At 70.4% G+C, this 16105-nt stretch carries 18 protein-coding genes; 7 read left to right on the top strand and 11 right to left on the bottom strand.

Features of this window, described 5'->3' with window-relative positions; all coding sequences use genetic code 11:
* Positions 1-345: 345 nt before the first annotated feature.
* Together surE and FJ091_00475 are read left to right on the top strand one after the other, a co-directional pair.
* Positions 346-1143: a 5'/3'-nucleotidase SurE gene (surE, locus tag FJ091_00480; GenBank protein ID MBM4381818.1), complete on the top strand. Its 798-nt coding sequence runs from the start codon at positions 346-348 to the stop codon at positions 1141-1143.
* Positions 1140-2771 carry a DUF3459 domain-containing protein gene (locus tag FJ091_00475; GenBank protein MBM4381817.1) on the top strand — a complete coding sequence of 544 codons (1632 nt, stop codon included), beginning with the start codon at positions 1140-1142 and terminating at the stop codon, positions 2769-2771. Before surE ends, FJ091_00475 begins: the two co-directional genes overlap by 4 nt.
* 37 nt (positions 2772-2808) lie before the next feature.
* On the opposite strand, the gene FJ091_00470 is transcribed toward FJ091_00475, so the two are convergent.
* Positions 2809-3405 carry a CDP-alcohol phosphatidyltransferase family protein gene (locus FJ091_00470; GenBank protein ID MBM4381816.1) on the bottom strand — a complete coding sequence of 199 codons (597 nt, stop codon included), beginning with the start codon at positions 3403-3405 and terminating at the stop codon, positions 2809-2811.
* A gap of 190 nt (positions 3406-3595) precedes the next feature.
* Between FJ091_00470 and FJ091_00465 the strand changes: the two genes are divergently transcribed.
* The 3 genes from FJ091_00465 to FJ091_00455 are packed head-to-tail and all read left to right on the top strand — an operon-like array spanning position 3596 to position 6791.
* Positions 3596-4390, top strand: a complete 795-nt coding sequence (locus FJ091_00465; protein ID MBM4381815.1) for an SDR family oxidoreductase — start codon at positions 3596-3598, stop codon at positions 4388-4390.
* Positions 4391-4446: 56 nt separating this feature from the next.
* On the top strand, positions 4447-5538 hold the full coding sequence (locus tag FJ091_00460) for a dihydrodipicolinate reductase (GenBank protein ID MBM4381814.1): 1092 nt from the start codon (positions 4447-4449) through the stop codon (positions 5536-5538).
* On the top strand, positions 5535-6791 hold the full coding sequence (locus FJ091_00455; protein ID MBM4381813.1) for a hypothetical protein: 1257 nt from the start codon (positions 5535-5537) through the stop codon (positions 6789-6791). Before FJ091_00460 ends, FJ091_00455 begins: the two co-directional genes overlap by 4 nt.
* An 8-nt stretch (positions 6792-6799) precedes the next feature.
* Here FJ091_00455 and FJ091_00450 read toward each other — a convergent pair whose 3' ends face one another.
* Positions 6800-7681, bottom strand: coding sequence for an isocitrate lyase/PEP mutase family protein (locus FJ091_00450; protein ID MBM4381812.1), 882 nt, complete (start codon positions 7679-7681; stop codon positions 6800-6802).
* Positions 7682-7704: 23 nt separating this feature from the next.
* Positions 7705-8619 carry an LLM class flavin-dependent oxidoreductase gene (locus FJ091_00445; GenBank protein ID MBM4381811.1) on the bottom strand — a complete coding sequence of 305 codons (915 nt, stop codon included), beginning with the start codon at positions 8617-8619 and terminating at the stop codon, positions 7705-7707.
* Positions 8620-8666: 47 nt separating this feature from the next.
* Between FJ091_00445 and FJ091_00440 the strand changes: the two genes are divergently transcribed.
* Positions 8667-9917 (top strand): sulfotransferase, encoded by a 1251-nt coding sequence (locus tag FJ091_00440; GenBank protein MBM4381810.1) that lies wholly within the window; start codon positions 8667-8669, stop codon positions 9915-9917.
* Between the two features lie 102 nt (positions 9918-10019).
* On the opposite strand, the gene FJ091_00435 is transcribed toward FJ091_00440, so the two are convergent.
* Entirely contained in the window at positions 10020-11324 is a 1305-nt protein-coding gene (locus FJ091_00435; GenBank protein ID MBM4381809.1) for a thiolase family protein, read from the bottom strand.
* Between the two features lie 95 nt (positions 11325-11419).
* Here FJ091_00435 and FJ091_00430 point away from each other — a divergent pair, with 95 nt between their 5' ends.
* Complete coding sequence (locus tag FJ091_00430; protein ID MBM4381808.1) at positions 11420-11605, top strand: hypothetical protein; 186 nt, start codon at positions 11420-11422, stop codon at positions 11603-11605.
* 13 nt (positions 11606-11618) lie between these two features.
* On the opposite strand, the gene FJ091_00425 is transcribed toward FJ091_00430, so the two are convergent.
* The 7 genes from FJ091_00425 to FJ091_00395 form a co-directional block, all read right to left on the bottom strand.
* Entirely contained in the window at positions 11619-11933 is a 315-nt protein-coding gene (locus FJ091_00425; protein ID MBM4381807.1) for a type II toxin-antitoxin system PemK/MazF family toxin, read from the bottom strand.
* The gene (locus tag FJ091_00420) at positions 11934-12194 is read right to left on the bottom strand and encodes a ribbon-helix-helix protein, CopG family (GenBank protein MBM4381806.1); all 261 of its coding nucleotides are present in this window, start codon (positions 12192-12194) and stop codon (positions 11934-11936) included. It abuts the gene before it with no gap.
* Between the two features lie 71 nt (positions 12195-12265).
* Entirely contained in the window at positions 12266-12733 is a 468-nt protein-coding gene (locus tag FJ091_00415) for a hypothetical protein (GenBank protein ID MBM4381805.1), read from the bottom strand.
* On the bottom strand, positions 12730-12867 hold the full coding sequence (locus tag FJ091_00410; protein MBM4381804.1) for a hypothetical protein: 138 nt from the start codon (positions 12865-12867) through the stop codon (positions 12730-12732). The genes FJ091_00415 and FJ091_00410 overlap by 4 nt, the downstream gene beginning before the upstream one ends.
* The gene (locus tag FJ091_00405; GenBank protein ID MBM4381803.1) at positions 12864-13736 is read right to left on the bottom strand and encodes an SDR family oxidoreductase; all 873 of its coding nucleotides are present in this window, start codon (positions 13734-13736) and stop codon (positions 12864-12866) included. The genes FJ091_00410 and FJ091_00405 overlap by 4 nt, the downstream gene beginning before the upstream one ends.
* Positions 13737-13747: 11 nt before the next feature.
* On the bottom strand, positions 13748-15484 hold the full coding sequence (locus tag FJ091_00400; protein ID MBM4381802.1) for a PQQ-dependent dehydrogenase, methanol/ethanol family: 1737 nt from the start codon (positions 15482-15484) through the stop codon (positions 13748-13750).
* 10 nt (positions 15485-15494) lie between these two features.
* Positions 15495-16091, bottom strand: coding sequence for a Rieske 2Fe-2S domain-containing protein (locus FJ091_00395; GenBank protein MBM4381801.1), 597 nt, complete (start codon positions 16089-16091; stop codon positions 15495-15497).
* Positions 16092-16105: the final 14 nt, after the last annotated feature.

The raw sequence follows: 16105 nt of genomic DNA, 5'->3' as shown, positions 1-16105 counted from the left end.
GTCGTTGCGCCGCCGCTGGCGCGGGCCCTCCGCGGGGGCTCGGCTGCGCTCGGCCGCGCGGGCGCGTCAGGCTTTGCCCTGCCGACATCCAGCTGCTTCGCGGGTCATCCGAGTGTGAGCGCGCCTCGCGCCTGGGCGCTCGCTCCGCGACCCCCGCTGCGGCCCCGCGCCTGCTGCTCCTCGGCGTGCGGCACTTTGGAGCGGCTGTCTCCTGGGTGGGCGCGGATCGGCGCGGCTTTGAGCCGCGCCTCCCGCGCTTTCTGAGGGTTCTGATTGGCGCGGGTTTGGATCGAAATCCGACGGAGATTTTCGTTGGTACGGTGCGCGGCGGGCGGGAGGTTTTGCGTGGGTTTCATTCTCGTGACGAATGACGATGGGTATTCGTCGCCGTCTTTGGTGCCTTTGGTTCGGGCGTTGTCGTCGTTGGGGCAGGTGCGGGCGGTGGTGCCGGATCGGGAGCGGAGCTGGATCGCGAAGGCGATCACGCGCTGGGAGGATGTGCGCGTCGAGCGGGCGGATCGCGACGGTTGTGAGATCTGGCGCACGAGTGGCTGCCCGGCGGACTGCACGCAGCTCGGGGTGCACACGCTGTTCGGAGAAGCGCCGCAGCTGGTCGTGTCGGGGATCAACCTCGGCTTCAACCATGGTCTCGCGTTCTTCATGTCGAGCGGGACGGTGGGCGGCGCGACCGAGGGCTGGATCGCGGGGCTGCCGGCGATCGCGCTCTCGGCGGGCGTGCTCGAGGGGCACGACGGCTGGGCGGAGCATGCGCGCACGGCCGCGGCAGAGGCTGGCTGGACGCGCGGCGCGGAGCTGTCGGCGCAAATCTGTGAGGTCGTGCTGAAGCGCGGCATTCCGCGCGGCGCGGACCTGCTGAACGTGAACTTCGCATTCGGCGCAGGGCCCGAGACGCCGCGCGAGGTCACCGAGCTCGGGCGCGTCGGCTACGACCGCGTCTTCTACGAGCGCACGCCGGGGGTCTACTTCCACGAGTTCGGCGGGATGGTGCGGCGCAGCGACGCGAGCCTGAAGCGCGCTGACGTCGTGGCCGCGAAGCGCGGCGTCGTCTCGATCACGCCGGTGCAGCTCGCGCACAGCATCGAGCTGGCGCACGAAGATCGGGGCGCGCTGGAGGGGCGATGAGCGCGCCGCATTCGAGACCGCTTGCGCGCCGCGAGAGCGAGCGGCGCCTGTGGTGGCGCGATGGCGTGATTTATCAGGTCTATCCGCGCTCCTACGGCGACTCGAACGGCGACGGCGTCGGCGACCTCGAGGGCATCCGCCAGCACCTCGATCACCTCGCGTGGCTCGGCGTCGACGGCATCTGGATCTCCCCGTTCTTCACGTCGCCGATGAAGGACTTCGGCTACGATGTCGCCGACTACTGCGACGTCGACCCGCTGTTCGGCTCGCTCGCCGACTTCGATCGCTTGCTCGGGGACGCTCACGCGCGCGGCATCCGCGTGATTCTCGACTTCGTGCCGAATCACTCGTCGGACCAGCACGCGTGGTTCCGCGAGTCGCGCAGCAGCCGCACGAATCCGAAGCGCGACTGGTACGTGTGGCGCGATGCTGCGCCGGACGGCGGACCGCCTAACAACTGGGTCTCCCACTTCGGCGGCTCGGCCTGGGAGTGGGACGCGGAGACGGGGCAGTACTACCTGCACTCGTTCCTGAGGGAGCAGCCCGAGCTGAATTGGCGCAATGCCGAGCTCGAGCGCGCGATGCACGGCGTGCTGCTCTTCTGGCTCGACCGCGGCGTCGACGGCTTCCGCATCGACGTCGCGCACCGCATCGCGAAGGACCCCGCGCTGCGCTCGAATCCGCGCGTGGAAGGCAGCAGCGACGCCGGCTTCGGCGGACAGATCCACCTCTACGACGAGGACCACCCCGACTCGCACGCGATGTATCGCCGCATGCGCGCGTTGGTCGACGAGTACGACGAGCGCGTGCTGATCGGCGAGGTGTTCCTGATGGATCCCGCCCGCGTCGCGCTCTACTACGGCGCAGGCGACGAGCTGCATCAGGGCTTCAACTTCTCGCTGCTGGGGCGCGAGTGGTCGGGCGAGCACTTCAAGCGCGAGGTGATGCGCTTCCAGTCGCTCGTCCCGCCGCAGGGTTGGCCGAATCAGGTGCTCTCGAACCACGATGTCCACCGGCACGCGACGCGCTACGCGCACGAGGAGCTCGGCGAGGCGCGCATGCGCGTCGCCGCGATGCTGCTCGTGCTCGTGCGCGGCACGCCGTTTCTCTACTACGGCGAAGAGATCGGGATGCGCTGCGTCTACATCCACCCCGAGCAGCTGCGCGATCCCGTCGCGTTCACGCTCCACCCGAGCGCCACGCGCGACCCCGAGCGCACCCCGATGCAGTGGGACGCGACGCCGTACGCGGGCTTCTCGAACCGCGAGCCGTGGCTTCCCGTCCATTACGACTCGACTCATCGCAACGTCGAGACCCAGCGCGAGGACGCGGGCTCACTGCTGAGCTTCTACCGCGCGCTGATCGCTCTGCGCGGCGCGCACCCGGCCCTCTCGCGCGGCGAGATGCGCGCGCTCGACGCGCCGCACGACGTGTTCGCGTTCGAGCGCACGCTCGGCGGCGCACGCTTCGTCGTCGCGCTCAATTTCCGCGACGAGTCGATCGGCTTCGCGCTCGGCCGCGGCGTCCCGCTCTACGGCCTGCACTCGCGTCACGGCGCCGCGTTGCCGCGTGATCTCGCGTGCGTGGAGCTGGACGCCGCCGAGGGCGTCGTGCTGCGGGTCGCGTGACGTGTTCGGCTGGGGCTGCAGAGTGCAGCGCACGACTTCACGACCGGCTCCCCTCGCGAATCCGCAGCGCGGCGCGCCAGGTGCGCACGTCCGCACGCAGCTCCGGGAGCAGCAGCGTGATCGCGACTTCTTCGATCGCGCACAGCACGGCCAGCGCGGTGGCGAGGTGCAGCGGCCAGATCGGGCCGGCGAGATAGACCGAGAGCAGCGCGCCGGCGAGCACGATCGCCGTGCCCTTCGCGAGCCACGTGTGATAGCTCGGGACGCGGCCGAACTTCGCGAGGCCCGCGCAGAGCGGCAGCGCGAGGCTCGCGAGCAGCACCGCGATCGACGCGATCTCGGCGCGCACGATGTCGGGCCGTAACAACCAGGTCGCGACGGGCAGCATCAGCCACAGCGCCATGTCGGCGCGCGAGTCGAGCTTCGCACCGAGCGGGCTCTCGAGCCGGAAGCGGCGCGCGAGCCAGCCGTCGATCGCGTCGGTCGCGAACGCGATCGCGAGCAGCGCGACGAACGCTTCCGGCAGGTCTGCGGCGGCGAGCAGCAACAACACCGGCACGAGTGCGAGACGCGTCGCGGTGAAGGCGTTCGGCAGGTTGCGGGGCGAGAGGGTTTCCTGCAGGGCGCTCGGCATGGCGGCCTCCTTCGAGGTTCGCCGGCTGCCAGCGCAAGGCGCGTGCCGGAGCGCCACGCCCGCGGGAATCCCTGCGCCTTCGCGGGGTTAGAACGAGAGTCGCGCGGCGAAGACGGCGCTTCGCACGGCGCCGCGCCCGGCATTCCGTGTACGGCGCGTGCCAATCTCGTCCGCTCCATGGAGGTGCGTCATGAGTGGGCGGCTCGCAGGGAAAGTCGTGTTGGTGACCGGCGCGGCGCAGGGCACGGGTGAAGGCGCGGTGCGGCGCATCGTCGCGGAGGGCGGGCGCGCGGTGGTCGCGGACGTGCAGGAAGAGCGCGGTCGCGCCGTCGCCACGAGTCTCGGCGCGAGCGCTCACTTCGTCGCGCTCGACGTCGCATCGGAGTCGAGTTGGCAGCGCGCGATCGCGAGCGCGCTCGCCGCGTTCGGGCGCCTCGATGGTCTCGTGAACAACGCGGGCGTGCTCTGGATGGGCGCGCTCGAGCACACGCCGGCGGAGCAGATGGAGCGCGTGCTGCGAATCAACTTGTTAGGGACGATGCTCGGCACGAAGGCCGTCGTGCCCGCGCTGCGCGCCGCGGGCGGCGGCGCGATCGTGAACGTGACCTCGATCGAGGCGCTCGCCGGCATGAACAGCGTCGCTGCCTACACCGCGAGCAAGTGGGGCGCGCGCGGCTTCACGAAGAGCGCCGCGATCGAGCTCGGCCGCGACGACATTCGCGTGAACTGCCTGTGTCCGTCGTCGGGCAACCCCGCGATGAGCGCACCGTTCGCCGCCCAGATCGACGTGCAGCGCTACCTGCGCCACTTGCCCCCGCCGGTGCTGCGCGAAGGCGGCGTGCCCGGCGCCGTCGCGATCGACGACATCACCCCCGCGATCTGCTTCCTGCTCTCCGACGAGGCGCGCCGCATCACGGGCGCCGAGCTCGCGGTCGACGGGGGCTGGACCGCGGGCAAGCACTGCCCGGGGCTGCCGGGCTTCTGAGCGAGCGGTGGCGATTTACATTGCACGCGAAATGTAAGTCCTCGTAGAGTGGGTCGATGCCCGCGCCCTACCGCGTCGTTCAATGGGGAACCGGAAACGTCGGCGCCGAGGCGTTGCGCGCGATCGTCGAGCACCCCGGCCTCGAGCTCGCCGGCGTGTTCGTGTATGGAGCCGACAAGGTGGGCCGCGACGCGGGCGAGCTCTGCGGGCTGCCGCACGTCGGCATTCGCGCCACGAACGATCGCGACGCGATCCTGCGCCTCGCCGCCGACTGCGTCGCCTACATGCCGCGGCTCGCGAGCCTCGACGACGTGTGCGCGCTGCTGGCCTCCGGCAAGAACGTCGTCGCGACTCCGTTCCTCTTCGACCCGCTCTCGCTGCCCGCGCAGGACCGCGCGCGCCTCGAGGCTGCGTGCGCCGCGGGCGCCAGCTCGGTTCACGGCACGGGCATTCACCCCGGCTTCGCGGGCCAAGTGCTCCCGCTGGTGCTCTCCGGCATGTGTCGGCGCGCCGCGCGCGTGCACGTACAAGAGCGCGCGAACTGGAGCTTCTACGCGAGCCCGCGCATCACCTTCGACAACATGCGCTTCGGAAGCCGCCCGGAGGACGCCACGCTCGCCGCCAATCCCTTCGCCCGCTTCAACTCCGGGATTTTCCAAGAGCAGCTCCACGTGCTAGCGCGCGGGCTCGGCGGCGAGAGCGAGCGCGTCGAGGTCGCGAAGGAGCTGGTCGCCGCCGACGCAGGCTTCGAGGTCGCCGCGGGCCGCGTCGAGCGCGGCGGCGTGTGCGGCCAGCGCTATCGCTGGACGGGCTTCATCGACGGACGCGCTGCCCTCGAGATCGAGGCGCTGTGGACGATCGGGCCGGGCTATCCCGAGAGTTGGCCCAAGCCCAAGGACGGCTGGACGGTGACGATCGAGGGCGATCCCTCGCTGCGCGTGCACTTCACGAACGCTGCGAGCTTCGCGCGCGCCCGCGAGCACTCGATCGCGGAGCACGTGCACTCCGCCGACGTCGCCACCGCCATGCAGGCCGTGAACGCGATCGCGCCGCTGTGCGAGGCGCCGCCCGGCCCGCGCACGTTCCTCGACCTTCCGCTCGTGCGCGGCAGCCGCGCGCTCGCGCGAGCGCGATCGGAGTCGCGATGACGAAGCAGTGCACCGCGTTCGACGAGCTGCCGCGTGAGTCGCTACTGCGCGCGACGCTCGAGACGATGCACGTGGGCCACCTGATCGACCGCGCCCTGATGCCGCAGGTCTTTCTCGCCACGCGCGACGTGAACGTGGTGGACCAAGTCGCGATCGACGAGTGGATGGGCGCGAGCCCCGTCTACACGGGCCGCATGCGCAGCCTGATGAAGATCGCGGGCGACGGCGTGCCGGCGATCGTGAAGGCCCTCCAGCTCGACTGCGGCTTCCCCCATCAATACATGGACGTGGGCTGGAAGCTGATCGACGAAGCGCACGGCGAGTTCTTCCTGCTGCACTGCGGCGCGCTGATGGACGTGGAGCCGCACGGCGAGTCGCGCGTGATCGGCATGTGCCACACGATCGAGGATCCGACCTTCGACGCGACGGCCTACGCCACCAACCCGCGCGCGCGCATCCGGCCGATCCACCGCCCACCGCGCACGCCGAAGGACCGCCACCCGCACTGCCACTGGACGATCGCGATCGATCCCGCGAACGAGCCGGTCGGGCCCGCGAAGAACACGCGCGCCGTTGCGGCGCTGCCACTCGCGCAGCTCGAGAACGCGCGCGCGCCGGAGCGCGACACGGGCTGGGTCGACTATGCGCGGCCCGCCGAGCCGGGCTTCAAGCTCGGTCACCTGTCGAGCGCCACGCTGGCGGCCGTCGCGCGCGAGTTCCAAGTCCAGGTGAACCTGCTCGCGTGCTCCGCGGAGATCGCGCTCACGGAGCGCGTCGGCGAGGCCAAGGCGCGCGAGGCGCTCACCGCGCAGTGGGCCGCGGTCGGCTGGCACGCGGGCGCACGGCTCGCACGAGCGCTCGGAGTCGCGGGCGGCGGGGCACGCGCGGTCGCGCAGGTGTTAGGGCTTCACGCCGCGCTTCCGCCCGGCTGCGCGCGCGCGATCACGGTGGACGGCGAGCGCGTGCGCATCGCGCTCGAGGCGCAGCGCGGGGACCTGCTCGACGCCGCGCATCCCGGCTGGCTCGGGCTGCTCGCGCGCGGCAACGCGAGCGGCATCGAGGCCGCCGCGCAGGGCGCCGATCCGCGCGCGCGGCTGCTGGGCGTCGAGGTGCGCGCCGGGCGCGCGAGCGCGGAGCTCAGCGTGAGCGCGGGCACGGAGCCCGCGAAGCCGCCCGTGGGCGCGAAGCTGATGAGCTTCAGCACGACGATCGGCTTCACGTTCGACACGAGCGAGGCGCGGCTCGGGCGCTGACGCGTGACTCAGCCGTCGCTGCGGTAGCGCCTCGCTTCCTCGTCGTACGCGTCGAAGCCGACCAGCGCGCGCAGCTCGCCGAACGAGAGGCGGTCGGCGTCCGCGGGATGCGCCCCGCGCGCCATCGCGGCGAGCGCGCGCTCGATCGCGCGCGCGCCGACTTCGAGCAGCGTGAGCGGATACGCCGCGATGCGGAAGCCGAGCGCGCCGAGCTGTGCGTGCGAGAGCAGCGGCGTGTCGCCGTCCTCCACGAGGTTCGCCATCAGTACCGCGCCTTCGAGCGCGCGCGCGACGCGCTCCATCTCCGCCTCGCTGGTCGGCGCCTCCACGAACAGGATGTCGGCGCCGGCATCGCGGAACGCTCGCGCGCGCGCGATCGCTTCGTCGAGGCCGTGCGTGGCGCGCGCGTCGGTGCGCGCGAGCACGAGCACGCCCGCGCCTTCGTCGCGCGCGTCGCAGGCGGCGCGCACGCGCGCGAGCGCTTCGCCGCGCGCGACGACCTCCTTGCCGCGCGTGTGGCCGCAGCGCTTCGGCGCGAGCTGGTCCTCGATCATCACGCTCGCGACCCCCGCCTGCGCGTAGCCGTGCACGGTGCGCTTCGCGTTCAGCGCGTTGCCGTAGCCGGTGTCGGCGTCGCCGATCACCGGAATCGAGATCGCGCCGCAGACGTTGCGCGCCGAGTCGAGCATCTCGGCGTAGGAGATGAGCTGCGTGTCGGGTGCGCCGAGACGTGCGGCGGACACAGCGAAGCCACTCATGAAGGTGAGCGGAAAGCCCGCGCGCTCGATCAGGCGCGCGCTGAGCGCGTCCCAACAGCAGGGCATCACGCGCAGGCGCGGCTCGGCGAGCAGCGCCTTCAGCTTCTGCGCAGGCTCTCGCAGCTTCGTCATCGCGGCGAAATTCGCGGCGCTCCTCAGGCGAACGCCGCGAACAGCTCCTCGAACGCAACCAGCTGGTTCCCCTTCGCCGACGACGGCACGAGGATCGGCGTGCGCAGGCCCGCGTCGAGCCACGCCTCGTAGCCTTCGCGCACTTCCTTCGCGCTGCCGTACAGCGAGACGTCCTTCAGCCAGCGCTCGCCCATCAGCTCCGAGAGCTTCTCGCCGCGCTCACCCGCCGCGAGCGCCTTCTCCACTTCGGCGATCTCGCTCGCGTAGCCGGCATCGCGCCACGCGTTCCGGTAGTTCGGCAGCGTCAGGTACATCACGAACGTCTTGCGGTTGATCGAGGCCGCTGCCGCGCGATCGTCGCTGATGCAGGTCGGGATCATGTTGCCGACGTAGAAGCGCGGGTCGGCGCGCTTCGCTGCGGGCAGTGCGCCGAGCGCGTCGGGCAGCGTCGAGCGGGTCGTGTTCGCGAACACGATGCCCTCCGCCACTTCGCCCGCGAGCGCGATCATCTTCTTGCGCAGCGTGGCGAGCACGAGCGGCGCGAGATCGCCGACGCGCGGCGCCGCCTTGTACTGCTCCGCGAAGCGGCGCGCGTCGGCCAGCGGCTTGCCCGTCTTCACGCCGAGGCGGTCGTTCATCGGTCCGTGCGAGACGCCGACGCCGAAGTAGAAGCGGCCCCCTGATAACTCGTGGATCAGCGACGCGGTCTGCGCGTAGTCGATCACGTGGCGCGTGTACATGTTGACGATCGCGGTGCCGAACGGGATGCGCGTCGTCGAGAGCGCGATCGCTTCGCACAGACCGAGCGCGTCGCCGAAGCTCGCGCAGTAGATGCCGGCGTAGCTGCGGCGCTCGAGCTCCTGCGCGAGCTCGAGCGTGCGCTTGCGTCGGCCGGGAACCGCCGCGAGCGCGACGGCGGGGAGCGGTGTGTTCGTCATGGCGCGACGCTAGTGCGAGCGTCCGCGCTCCGCAGCAAGCTGCGCGCATGCAAGGCACCGTCCGCATCACCGACTACGCGCGCCCACAGTTCCCGCTGCCGCTGCGGCTCGTGAACGCGAGCCGCCCGCTCCTGCGCGCGCTCCTCTCGCTCGAGCCGGATGCGTTGATCGAGGCCGCGCGGCGCAAGACCGGCCTCGACGACTTCGGCCCCGACTCGTGGCGCGAGCCGTTCGGGATTCTCGTAGCTGCGATCCGCCGCGAAGCCGACCTGAGCGGCCTCGGCATCTTCGCCACGCGCAACTTGTTATTGGGCTTGCTCGCGAATCGCCTCCTGCTCGAAGACCTGCTGAAGCGTCACCCCGAGATTCACGACGAGCGCATCGAGCGCCCGCTCATCATCGCCGGCCTCCCGCGCACGGGAACCACGCACCTGCACAACCTGATCAGCGCCGACCCGAGCTGGCGCACGCTCCCGTACTGGGAGTCGCTCGAGCCGATCCCCGACCCGCGCGAGAAGCCGCGCGCGGACGGGCGCGATCCGCGCGTAGCGCGCTGCGAGCAGGCAATGCGCTTTCAGGATTGGGCGATGCCGCTGTTCAAGCGCATGCACGAGATGCCGCCGGACTCCACGCACGAAGAGATCCAGCTGCTCGCGATGGACTTCTCGACCATGCTGTTCGAGTCCGCGTACCGCGTGCCGACGTATCGCGAGTGGTACAAGGCCACCGACCAGACACCCGCGTACCGCTATCTCGCGCGCGTGCTGCGGGCGCTGCAGTGGCTGCGCGGTCCGAAGCGCTGGGCGCTGAAGTCGCCGCAGCACCTCGAGCAGATCCGTCCGCTCGTGACCGTGTTCCCCGATGCGTACTTCGTGCAGACCCACCGCGACCCGCTGCGCATCACCGTCTCCCTGCTCACGATGCTCGCCTACGGCCACCGCATCAACGGGCGCAACATCGACCCGCTCCAGATCGGTCGCGACTGGAGCGCCCGCTGCGAGGACTTGTTGCGGGCGTCGGCCCTACAGCGCGTGCATCTGCCGAAGGAGCAGACGCTCGACGTGGTCTTCAGCGAGTTCATGAAAGACGACCTCGCGACGGTCGAGCGCGTCTACGCCTTCGCACGGCAGCCCCTCACGGCAGCCGGCCGCGAGGCGATCGCGCGCTACGTCGCGACGCACCCGCGCGGGCTGCACGGCACGGTGGTCTACGACCTCGCGGACTTCGGCGTCGACGCCGCAGAGCGCAGGCGTGCGCTGCGCTTCTATCAGGAACGGTTCGCGATCGCGGACGAGTGAAGGAGACGCGATGCGAGCCGCGAGGTGCGCGGCGTCGCGTGCCTCGGCTCGCGCGAAGCGGCCGCGCGCGAGAGTCGAGCTCGCGCGCGAACGATCCGCGCTTCAGTCCACGCGCTCGAGAATCGTGCTGATGCCCATGCCGGCGCCGATGCACTGCGTGGCGAGGCCGTAGCGCGTGATCGAGCGGCGCAGCTCCTTCGCGACGGTCGTCACCAGCCGCGCGCCGGTCGCGCCGAGCGGGTGACCGAGCGCGATCGAGCCGCCGTTCACGTTCACCTTGCTCAGGGGAATCCCGAGATCGCGGCAGCTCGGGATCACCTGCGCCGCGAACGCCTCGTTGAACTCGACGCGGTCGATCTTGTCCGCCGTGATGCCCGCGTGCCTCAGCGCCTTCTGCGTCGACGGAATCGGCCCGAGGCCCATCACCTGCGGCTTCACCCCGCCGACGCCGATGCCCGCGATGCGCGCGAGAGGTGTCAGGCCCAGCTTGCGCGCGAGCTCCTCGCTCATCAGCAGCGCCGCCGAAACCGCGTCGTTCGTGGGGCAGGAGTTGCCCGCGGTGATCACGATCTCCTTGCCGCCGAAGCTGAGCACGCCCTTCACCGGCTGCAGTGCGCCGAGCTTCTCCGCGGTCGTGTCCGCGCGAATGCATTCGTCCTGGTCGAACAGCACCTTCGGTCCCGTCTCCGCCTCGACCCAGTTGCCCTGCGCGTCGAACACCGGATCCTCGACCTCGAGCGGCACGATCTCGTCCTTGTAGACGCCGGCGGCAGTCGCGCGCGCCGCCTTCACGTGGCTCTGCGCCGAAAACGCGTCGAGCTCGGCGCGCGTGAGGCCATAACACTCGGCGGCGTTCTGTGCGGTCTGCACCATCGCCTGCAGCGGCGGCGAGTTCAGGATGTAGTCGGGGAACGGCACCGAGAAGGTCTGCGCGTGATCGTGCGCCATCGCCTTCTGCACCTCGTTCATCTGGAACCAGCGCGGATTCATCTTCGTCACGCGCGTCGGCGGAACTTGCGGCCCGCCGCCGAGTCCGCGGCCCATGCGCTCCACGCCGAGCGCGAGCCCGCAGTCGATCGTGCCCACCATGATCGACATCGCGACGCGGTGGAGCGTCTCCATCGAGGAGCCGCACTGACGGTTGCTGTTGAAGCTGCACATCTCGAGGGGCAGCCCCGCGAGGCGCGCCATCATGCCGAGGCCGGTGAACTCGCCGTAGCCGCCCACGTTCCCGAGCCCGCAGTCCTCGACCATCGTGCCCTTCACCTTCGGGTTGCGGGCGAGCAGCGCCTTGATCACTTCGGCGCCGGCTTCGTCGAGGCGCGTGGCCACGAGCTTGCCCTTCGCGCCGCGCGCGAATGCAGTGCGGGCGCCGTCGACGAGGACCACGTTGCGGAGAGCGGGCATGAGAGGCTCCTAATGAGTGGGAGGAAGCGGCGCAGTCTAACCGCGCGAGATCGCGGCTCTAGTAATGAGCCCGGCGCCGAGAGAGAATCGCGCGCGTGGTGGGCTCCAGCGCGATGCTTGGTGACCACGAGACCGCGTTCACCTCCTACGAGGCCGCTTACGCGAAACGTGACCCGCTCTTGCGGCGCCTGACGATTTACCCGTGGCTCCGCCCGCTCCACTCCGACCCGCGCTTCGCCGACCTCGCGCGGCGCATGAACCTGCCGCTGCCGAAGCCCTAACAAGCGGAGCGGCTCACACGAGCCCGACCGCGAACTTCAGGGCGCGCTCGACCGCCGCGAGCTTGGGCGGCGTCAGCACAGCGAGCCGCGTGGACAATGCCGCCTTTGGAATCGTCGTCAGCGTGTCGAGGTTCACGACGCAGCGCCGCGGCATGCCGTCCTCGAGCGCGAGCTCGACCTCCGAGGGAATCCTGCGCGCTCGCGTCGTCACGGGCGCGACGATCACGAGCTCGCGCACCGCGTACGCCTCGTTGCGGGAGAGGAGCACGACGGGACGCCGGCCCACAGGCGCCGGCAGCTCCGCCCACCAGACTTCGCCGCGGCGCATCTACCACTCTTCGTCTTTGGCGAAGACGCCCATCGCTGCCGCGAGCGCGGCCTCGACCTCGGCGCGCGTTTCAGGCTTCGCGCCGTATCCCGCCTCGTAGTCGCGCACGAGGCCGGCACGTACCTCGCGCTGCAGCCACTCGTGCAGCGCCTCCTGGAGGATTGCGCTGCGCGTCTTCCGCGATGCACGGCGCGCCTTTTCGAGCTCCTTGTAGAGCGGATGCGGAATGCTGATCGCGATCTTCGCGGCGGGCTTCCCCATGGCCGCTCTCCTACCTCGGTATGACCAGGGGAATACCCAGATCGACGAGGGTTGACAAGCCGTTCGCGCGGTCAGCGCGCCGCCCCCGCGATGAGGCCATCGATGTAAGCGCGGAACTCCGTGCTGAATGCGTATGGGTTTTCCGCCCACCACTCGCGCACGCCAGGCATCGCGACCAGCGTGGCGATGCTGCGCTCCTCGGCTCGCAGCAGCTCGCGCTCTCCGGTTCCCGCGTGCGCTTGGTAGTGGATCGAGTCGAAGATGTGGAAGTAGCTGAGCAGCAGCGTGTCGAAACGCTGCCGATCCTCGGCGCTGAGCGGGCTGCGCTGCGCGCAGCCCGCGACCCAGATTCGTGCCAGCTCAGCGTTCTGCGAGATCGCGAGATTCGCCTGAATGAACGAGTCCGTCGTCGCCTGATGCGAAGCGGCGCGCGTCGCGCTCGCGCTCGCGCGAATCTGCAGCGCGAGATACGCGAGCGTCACCACGGTCGCGACCGCGGCCACGAAGTCGCCGAGATTCCCTAATTGCTCGAGCGTCACGGTTGCGGCTCGCCTGCGGGTGGTTCGGCGCCGAGCTGCGCACGGGTCGCGGCCTGCACTTCGCGCAGGCGGCGCTCGGTGCCACCGAGCATGAACAGCACGTCGTCTTGGTCGACGAACGTCAGCGCATTCAAGGGTGAATCCTCACCCCGAAGTGCTTCTCGAATGCGTCGTAGTAAGCCGTGTCGTCCTCGATCGCCCCGAGCGCGATCCACTCGCGATCGCTCATGCGCGCGCGGCCCTCGATCATCTCGCGCGCGCCCCAGGAGACGGCGTAGCGGAGCTGCGGCTCGCGCGTGGTGATCGCGCGGTGCACGACCGCGCCGACCTCGAAGGGGTCGGTCGCGTTGGCGATGCCGACGGCGTAGAACTGGAACAGCCGGCGGTAGTGCGCGTCGTAGGCGCCGGTCTTGTTAGGGCCGTCGATGTTCTTCGCGAAGATCGCGCTCTTGGTGAGGCCCGGCTCCACGATCGCGACGCGGATGCCGAACGGCGCGACCTCCTGCGCGAGCCCCTCGCTCATGCCCTCGAGCGCCCACTTCGAGGTGAAGTACGGCTGCTGCCCGATCGCCGCGATCTTCCCCACCACGGACGACACGTTCACGATCGTGCCGCTCCTGCGCGCGCGCATCTGCGGGAGCACGGCGTGGATGCAGCGCACGGCGCCGTAGAGGTTCACGTTCATCACGTCGTGATAGAGCGCGACCGTGCACTCCTCGGCCACCGCGTTGCCGCCGACACCCGCGTTGTTCACGAGGTGATCGACGCGGCCCGCGCGCGCGTGGATCTCCTCGAAGCCGCGCTGGACTGACTCGTCGCTCGCAACGTCCATCACCACGAGCTCGACGCTCGCGCCGGCCTGCTTCGCCATCGCGTTCAGCTTCTCGGCCTTGCCCTCCGAGCGCACCGTGCCGAGCACGCGCATGCCCTGCTTCGCGAGATGAATCGCGGTCGCGCGCCCGATCCCGGAGTTCGCGCCCGTAACAACTGCGACTTCCGCCATCGCGGGTCTCCTCACTTCTCGAGTGCAAACACCCAGAGCACGCCGCCCTGCGGCACGCTCACCTGCTCGCTCTTCGGGAGCTTGGCGTTGAGCGCGCCCTGGATGCGCTCCGCGTCGACGCCCCAGCCCGACAGCACCGCCACGTACTGCACGCCGTCCACCTCGTACGTGGTGGGCACGCCCACGACGCCCGAGCTCGTGCGCTGCTCCCAGAGCACTTTGCCCGTGCGCGCGTCGAACGCGCGGAAGGCGCGGTCGTTGGTGCCGCCGGCGAACACGAGGTTGCCGCCCGTGACGAGCAGCGGACCCCACAGGTGCTGCTTGAACGTGTGCTCCCAGACTTGCTGCGGCTTCTCGTCGACGCGCCACGCCTGCAGCTCGCCGATGTGGTCCTTCGCTTCGGGGTGCAGCACGAAGTCGATCGTCTCGCTGCCGATCATCAGCTCGACGCCGGTGTAGATCTGCCCGGGCGTGTAGGTCGCGGGCTCGGGATTCAGCGTCGCGCACAGATTGTCGTTCGCGGGGATGTAGAGCAGGCGCGTCTTCGGGCTGAACACCGCGGGCGGCCAATTCTTCCCGCCCGAGAGCGAGGGGCAGAACGTCGCGGGCTTCCCCACCGCGGGCTTCTTGCTGAGGTCGTAATCGGGGCGACCTGTTACGGGATCGAGCTTCGTGATCACGTCGTTGCGCACGAACGGCTGCGCGTCGACGAAGCGGATGCGGTCCTTCGCGCGCTCGAGGAACCAGAGGAAGCCGTTGCGGCCGGGATGCACGAGGCCGTGGATCGTCTTGCCGCCGCGCGCGTAGTCGATCAGCAGCGGCGTCGAGACTTCGTCCCAGTCCCACGAATCGTTCCAGTGGTATTGGTGGTGCGCGACGATGCGGCCCGTCTCGACGTCGAGCGCGAGCGTCGAGTTCGAGTAGAGGTTGTCGCCGGGGCGCGTGTCGCCCGTCCACGGGCCGCCATTGCCGGCGCCCCAATAAGTCAGGCCGAGCGCCGGGTCGTACGCGCCCGTGACCCACACCGGCACGCCGCCGGTCTTCCAGGTGTCGCCGGGCCACGTGTCGCTGCCGGGCTCGCCGGGCGCGGGAATCGTGTGCGTCTTCCACGCGAGCTCGCCGCTCTCGGCGTCGAACGCGGCGACGAAGCCGCGGATGCCCATCTCGCCGCCAGAGACGCCGACGAGAATCTTCCCCTTCACCGCGAGCGGCGCGAGCGTCGAGTAATAACCGTGCGTGTAGTCCTCGATCTGCTGCTCCCACACGACTTCGCCGGTGCGCGCGTCGAGCGCCACCAGAAACGCGTCGACCGTCGCCATGTAGACGCGCTCGCCCCACAGCGCGACGCCGCGGTTCGTCGGGTGCAGCTGCATCAGGTCTTCGGGCAGCTCGCGCTCGTAGCGCCAGAGCTGCTCGCCGGTGCGCGCGTCGAGCGCGATCACGTGGTTGTGCGGCGTGGTGATGAACATGACGCCGTCGTTCACGATCGGCGGCGACTGATGCCCCTCGCGCAGGCCCGTCGCGAACGTCCACGCCGGCGCGAGCTTCTTCACGTTGCGCGTGTGGATCTTCTCGAGCGGGCTGTAGCCGTTCGCGTCGAACGTGCGCCGGAACATCAGCCAGTTGCGCGGCTCGGGATTCTCGAGGCGCGCCTGCGTCACCGGCGAGTACGGGCGCGCATCGTCCGCTCCGGCCGCGCCAGTCATTAGGGACGACAGCGCGACCGCAGCGAACACTCCTCGCATCATCTCGCTCCTCTCACACCGGCGTGAAGCCGACCTTGCGCGTGAAGCCGCGCGCCACGCGCAGCTCGCCGTTCTCGATGCGCAGGGGCAGCAGCGCGAGCGGCTTGGTCGCCGGCCCCTTCGTCACCGCCGCGCCGTCCTCCGCGCGAAACGTCGAGCCGTGACACGGGCACACGAGCTCGCGCGTCTCCGCGACCCAGCCCGACACGTCGCAGCCCGCATGGCTGCACATCGCGGCGAACGCGACGATGCCGTCGGCCGCGTGCGGCGCCGTGCGCGGCGAGAGAGCGCTCGCGTCGAGGCGCACGAGGCGCACTTGGTTGAGGCGCGAGCCGTCCCGTAACAAGCCGCTCGCCGCATCGCGCGGCCACGCGACGAGCGGCTCCGCGCGCGCGACGATTTCACTCGGCGCGATCGCGTGCCCCGCTCGCTCGCCCGCTGCGAACGCGAGCTGATCGCCCGGCTGTGGGCGCAGCTTCGCGGCGGGATTCGTCGCTTGTGCGTGCACGGGCAGCGGCGCGAGGCACGATGCGGCCGCGATGCCGCCGAGCAGCGCGCGGCGAGTACAGAGCATGGGCGTGAGCGAGCTGTCCGGATCGTCTCTGCTCACTCCGCCGCTCCTCG

This window comes from Deltaproteobacteria bacterium, assembly GCA_016875395.1.
Taxonomy (GTDB): Bacteria; Myxococcota_A; UBA9160; order UBA9160; family UBA6930; genus VGRF01.
The sequence above is the reverse complement of the archived record's forward strand: the minus strand, read 5'-3'. Positions and strand labels throughout refer to the sequence as shown.

Bases quoted from the DNA above. Each gene is read 5' to 3' on its own strand.
- FJ091_00435 (MBM4381809.1), bottom strand. From the start codon at position 11,324: ATGCCCGCTCTCCGCAACGTGGTCCTCGTCGACGGCGCCCGCACTGCA.
- FJ091_00400 (MBM4381802.1), bottom strand. From the start codon at position 15,484: ATGATGCGAGGAGTGTTCGCTGCGGTCGCGCTGTCGTCCCTAATGACT.
- FJ091_00425 (MBM4381807.1), bottom strand. From the start codon at position 11,933: ATGCGCCGCGGCGAAGTCTGGTGGGCGGAGCTGCCGGCGCCTGTGGGC.
- FJ091_00440 (MBM4381810.1), top strand. From the start codon at position 8,667: ATGCAAGGCACCGTCCGCATCACCGACTACGCGCGCCCACAGTTCCCG.
- FJ091_00460 (MBM4381814.1), top strand. From the start codon at position 4,447: ATGCCCGCGCCCTACCGCGTCGTTCAATGGGGAACCGGAAACGTCGGC.
- FJ091_00455 (MBM4381813.1), top strand. From the start codon at position 5,535: ATGACGAAGCAGTGCACCGCGTTCGACGAGCTGCCGCGTGAGTCGCTA.
- FJ091_00405 (MBM4381803.1), bottom strand. From the start codon at position 13,736: ATGGCGGAAGTCGCAGTTGTTACGGGCGCGAACTCCGGGATCGGGCGC.
- FJ091_00445 (MBM4381811.1), bottom strand. From the start codon at position 8,619: ATGACGAACACACCGCTCCCCGCCGTCGCGCTCGCGGCGGTTCCCGGC.
- FJ091_00450 (MBM4381812.1), bottom strand. From the start codon at position 7,681: ATGACGAAGCTGCGAGAGCCTGCGCAGAAGCTGAAGGCGCTGCTCGCC.
- FJ091_00470 (MBM4381816.1), bottom strand. From the start codon at position 3,405: ATGCCGAGCGCCCTGCAGGAAACCCTCTCGCCCCGCAACCTGCCGAAC.
- FJ091_00420 (MBM4381806.1), bottom strand. From the start codon at position 12,194: ATGGGGAAGCCCGCCGCGAAGATCGCGATCAGCATTCCGCATCCGCTC.
- FJ091_00475 (MBM4381817.1), top strand. From the start codon at position 1,140: ATGAGCGCGCCGCATTCGAGACCGCTTGCGCGCCGCGAGAGCGAGCGG.
- FJ091_00465 (MBM4381815.1), top strand. From the start codon at position 3,596: ATGAGTGGGCGGCTCGCAGGGAAAGTCGTGTTGGTGACCGGCGCGGCG.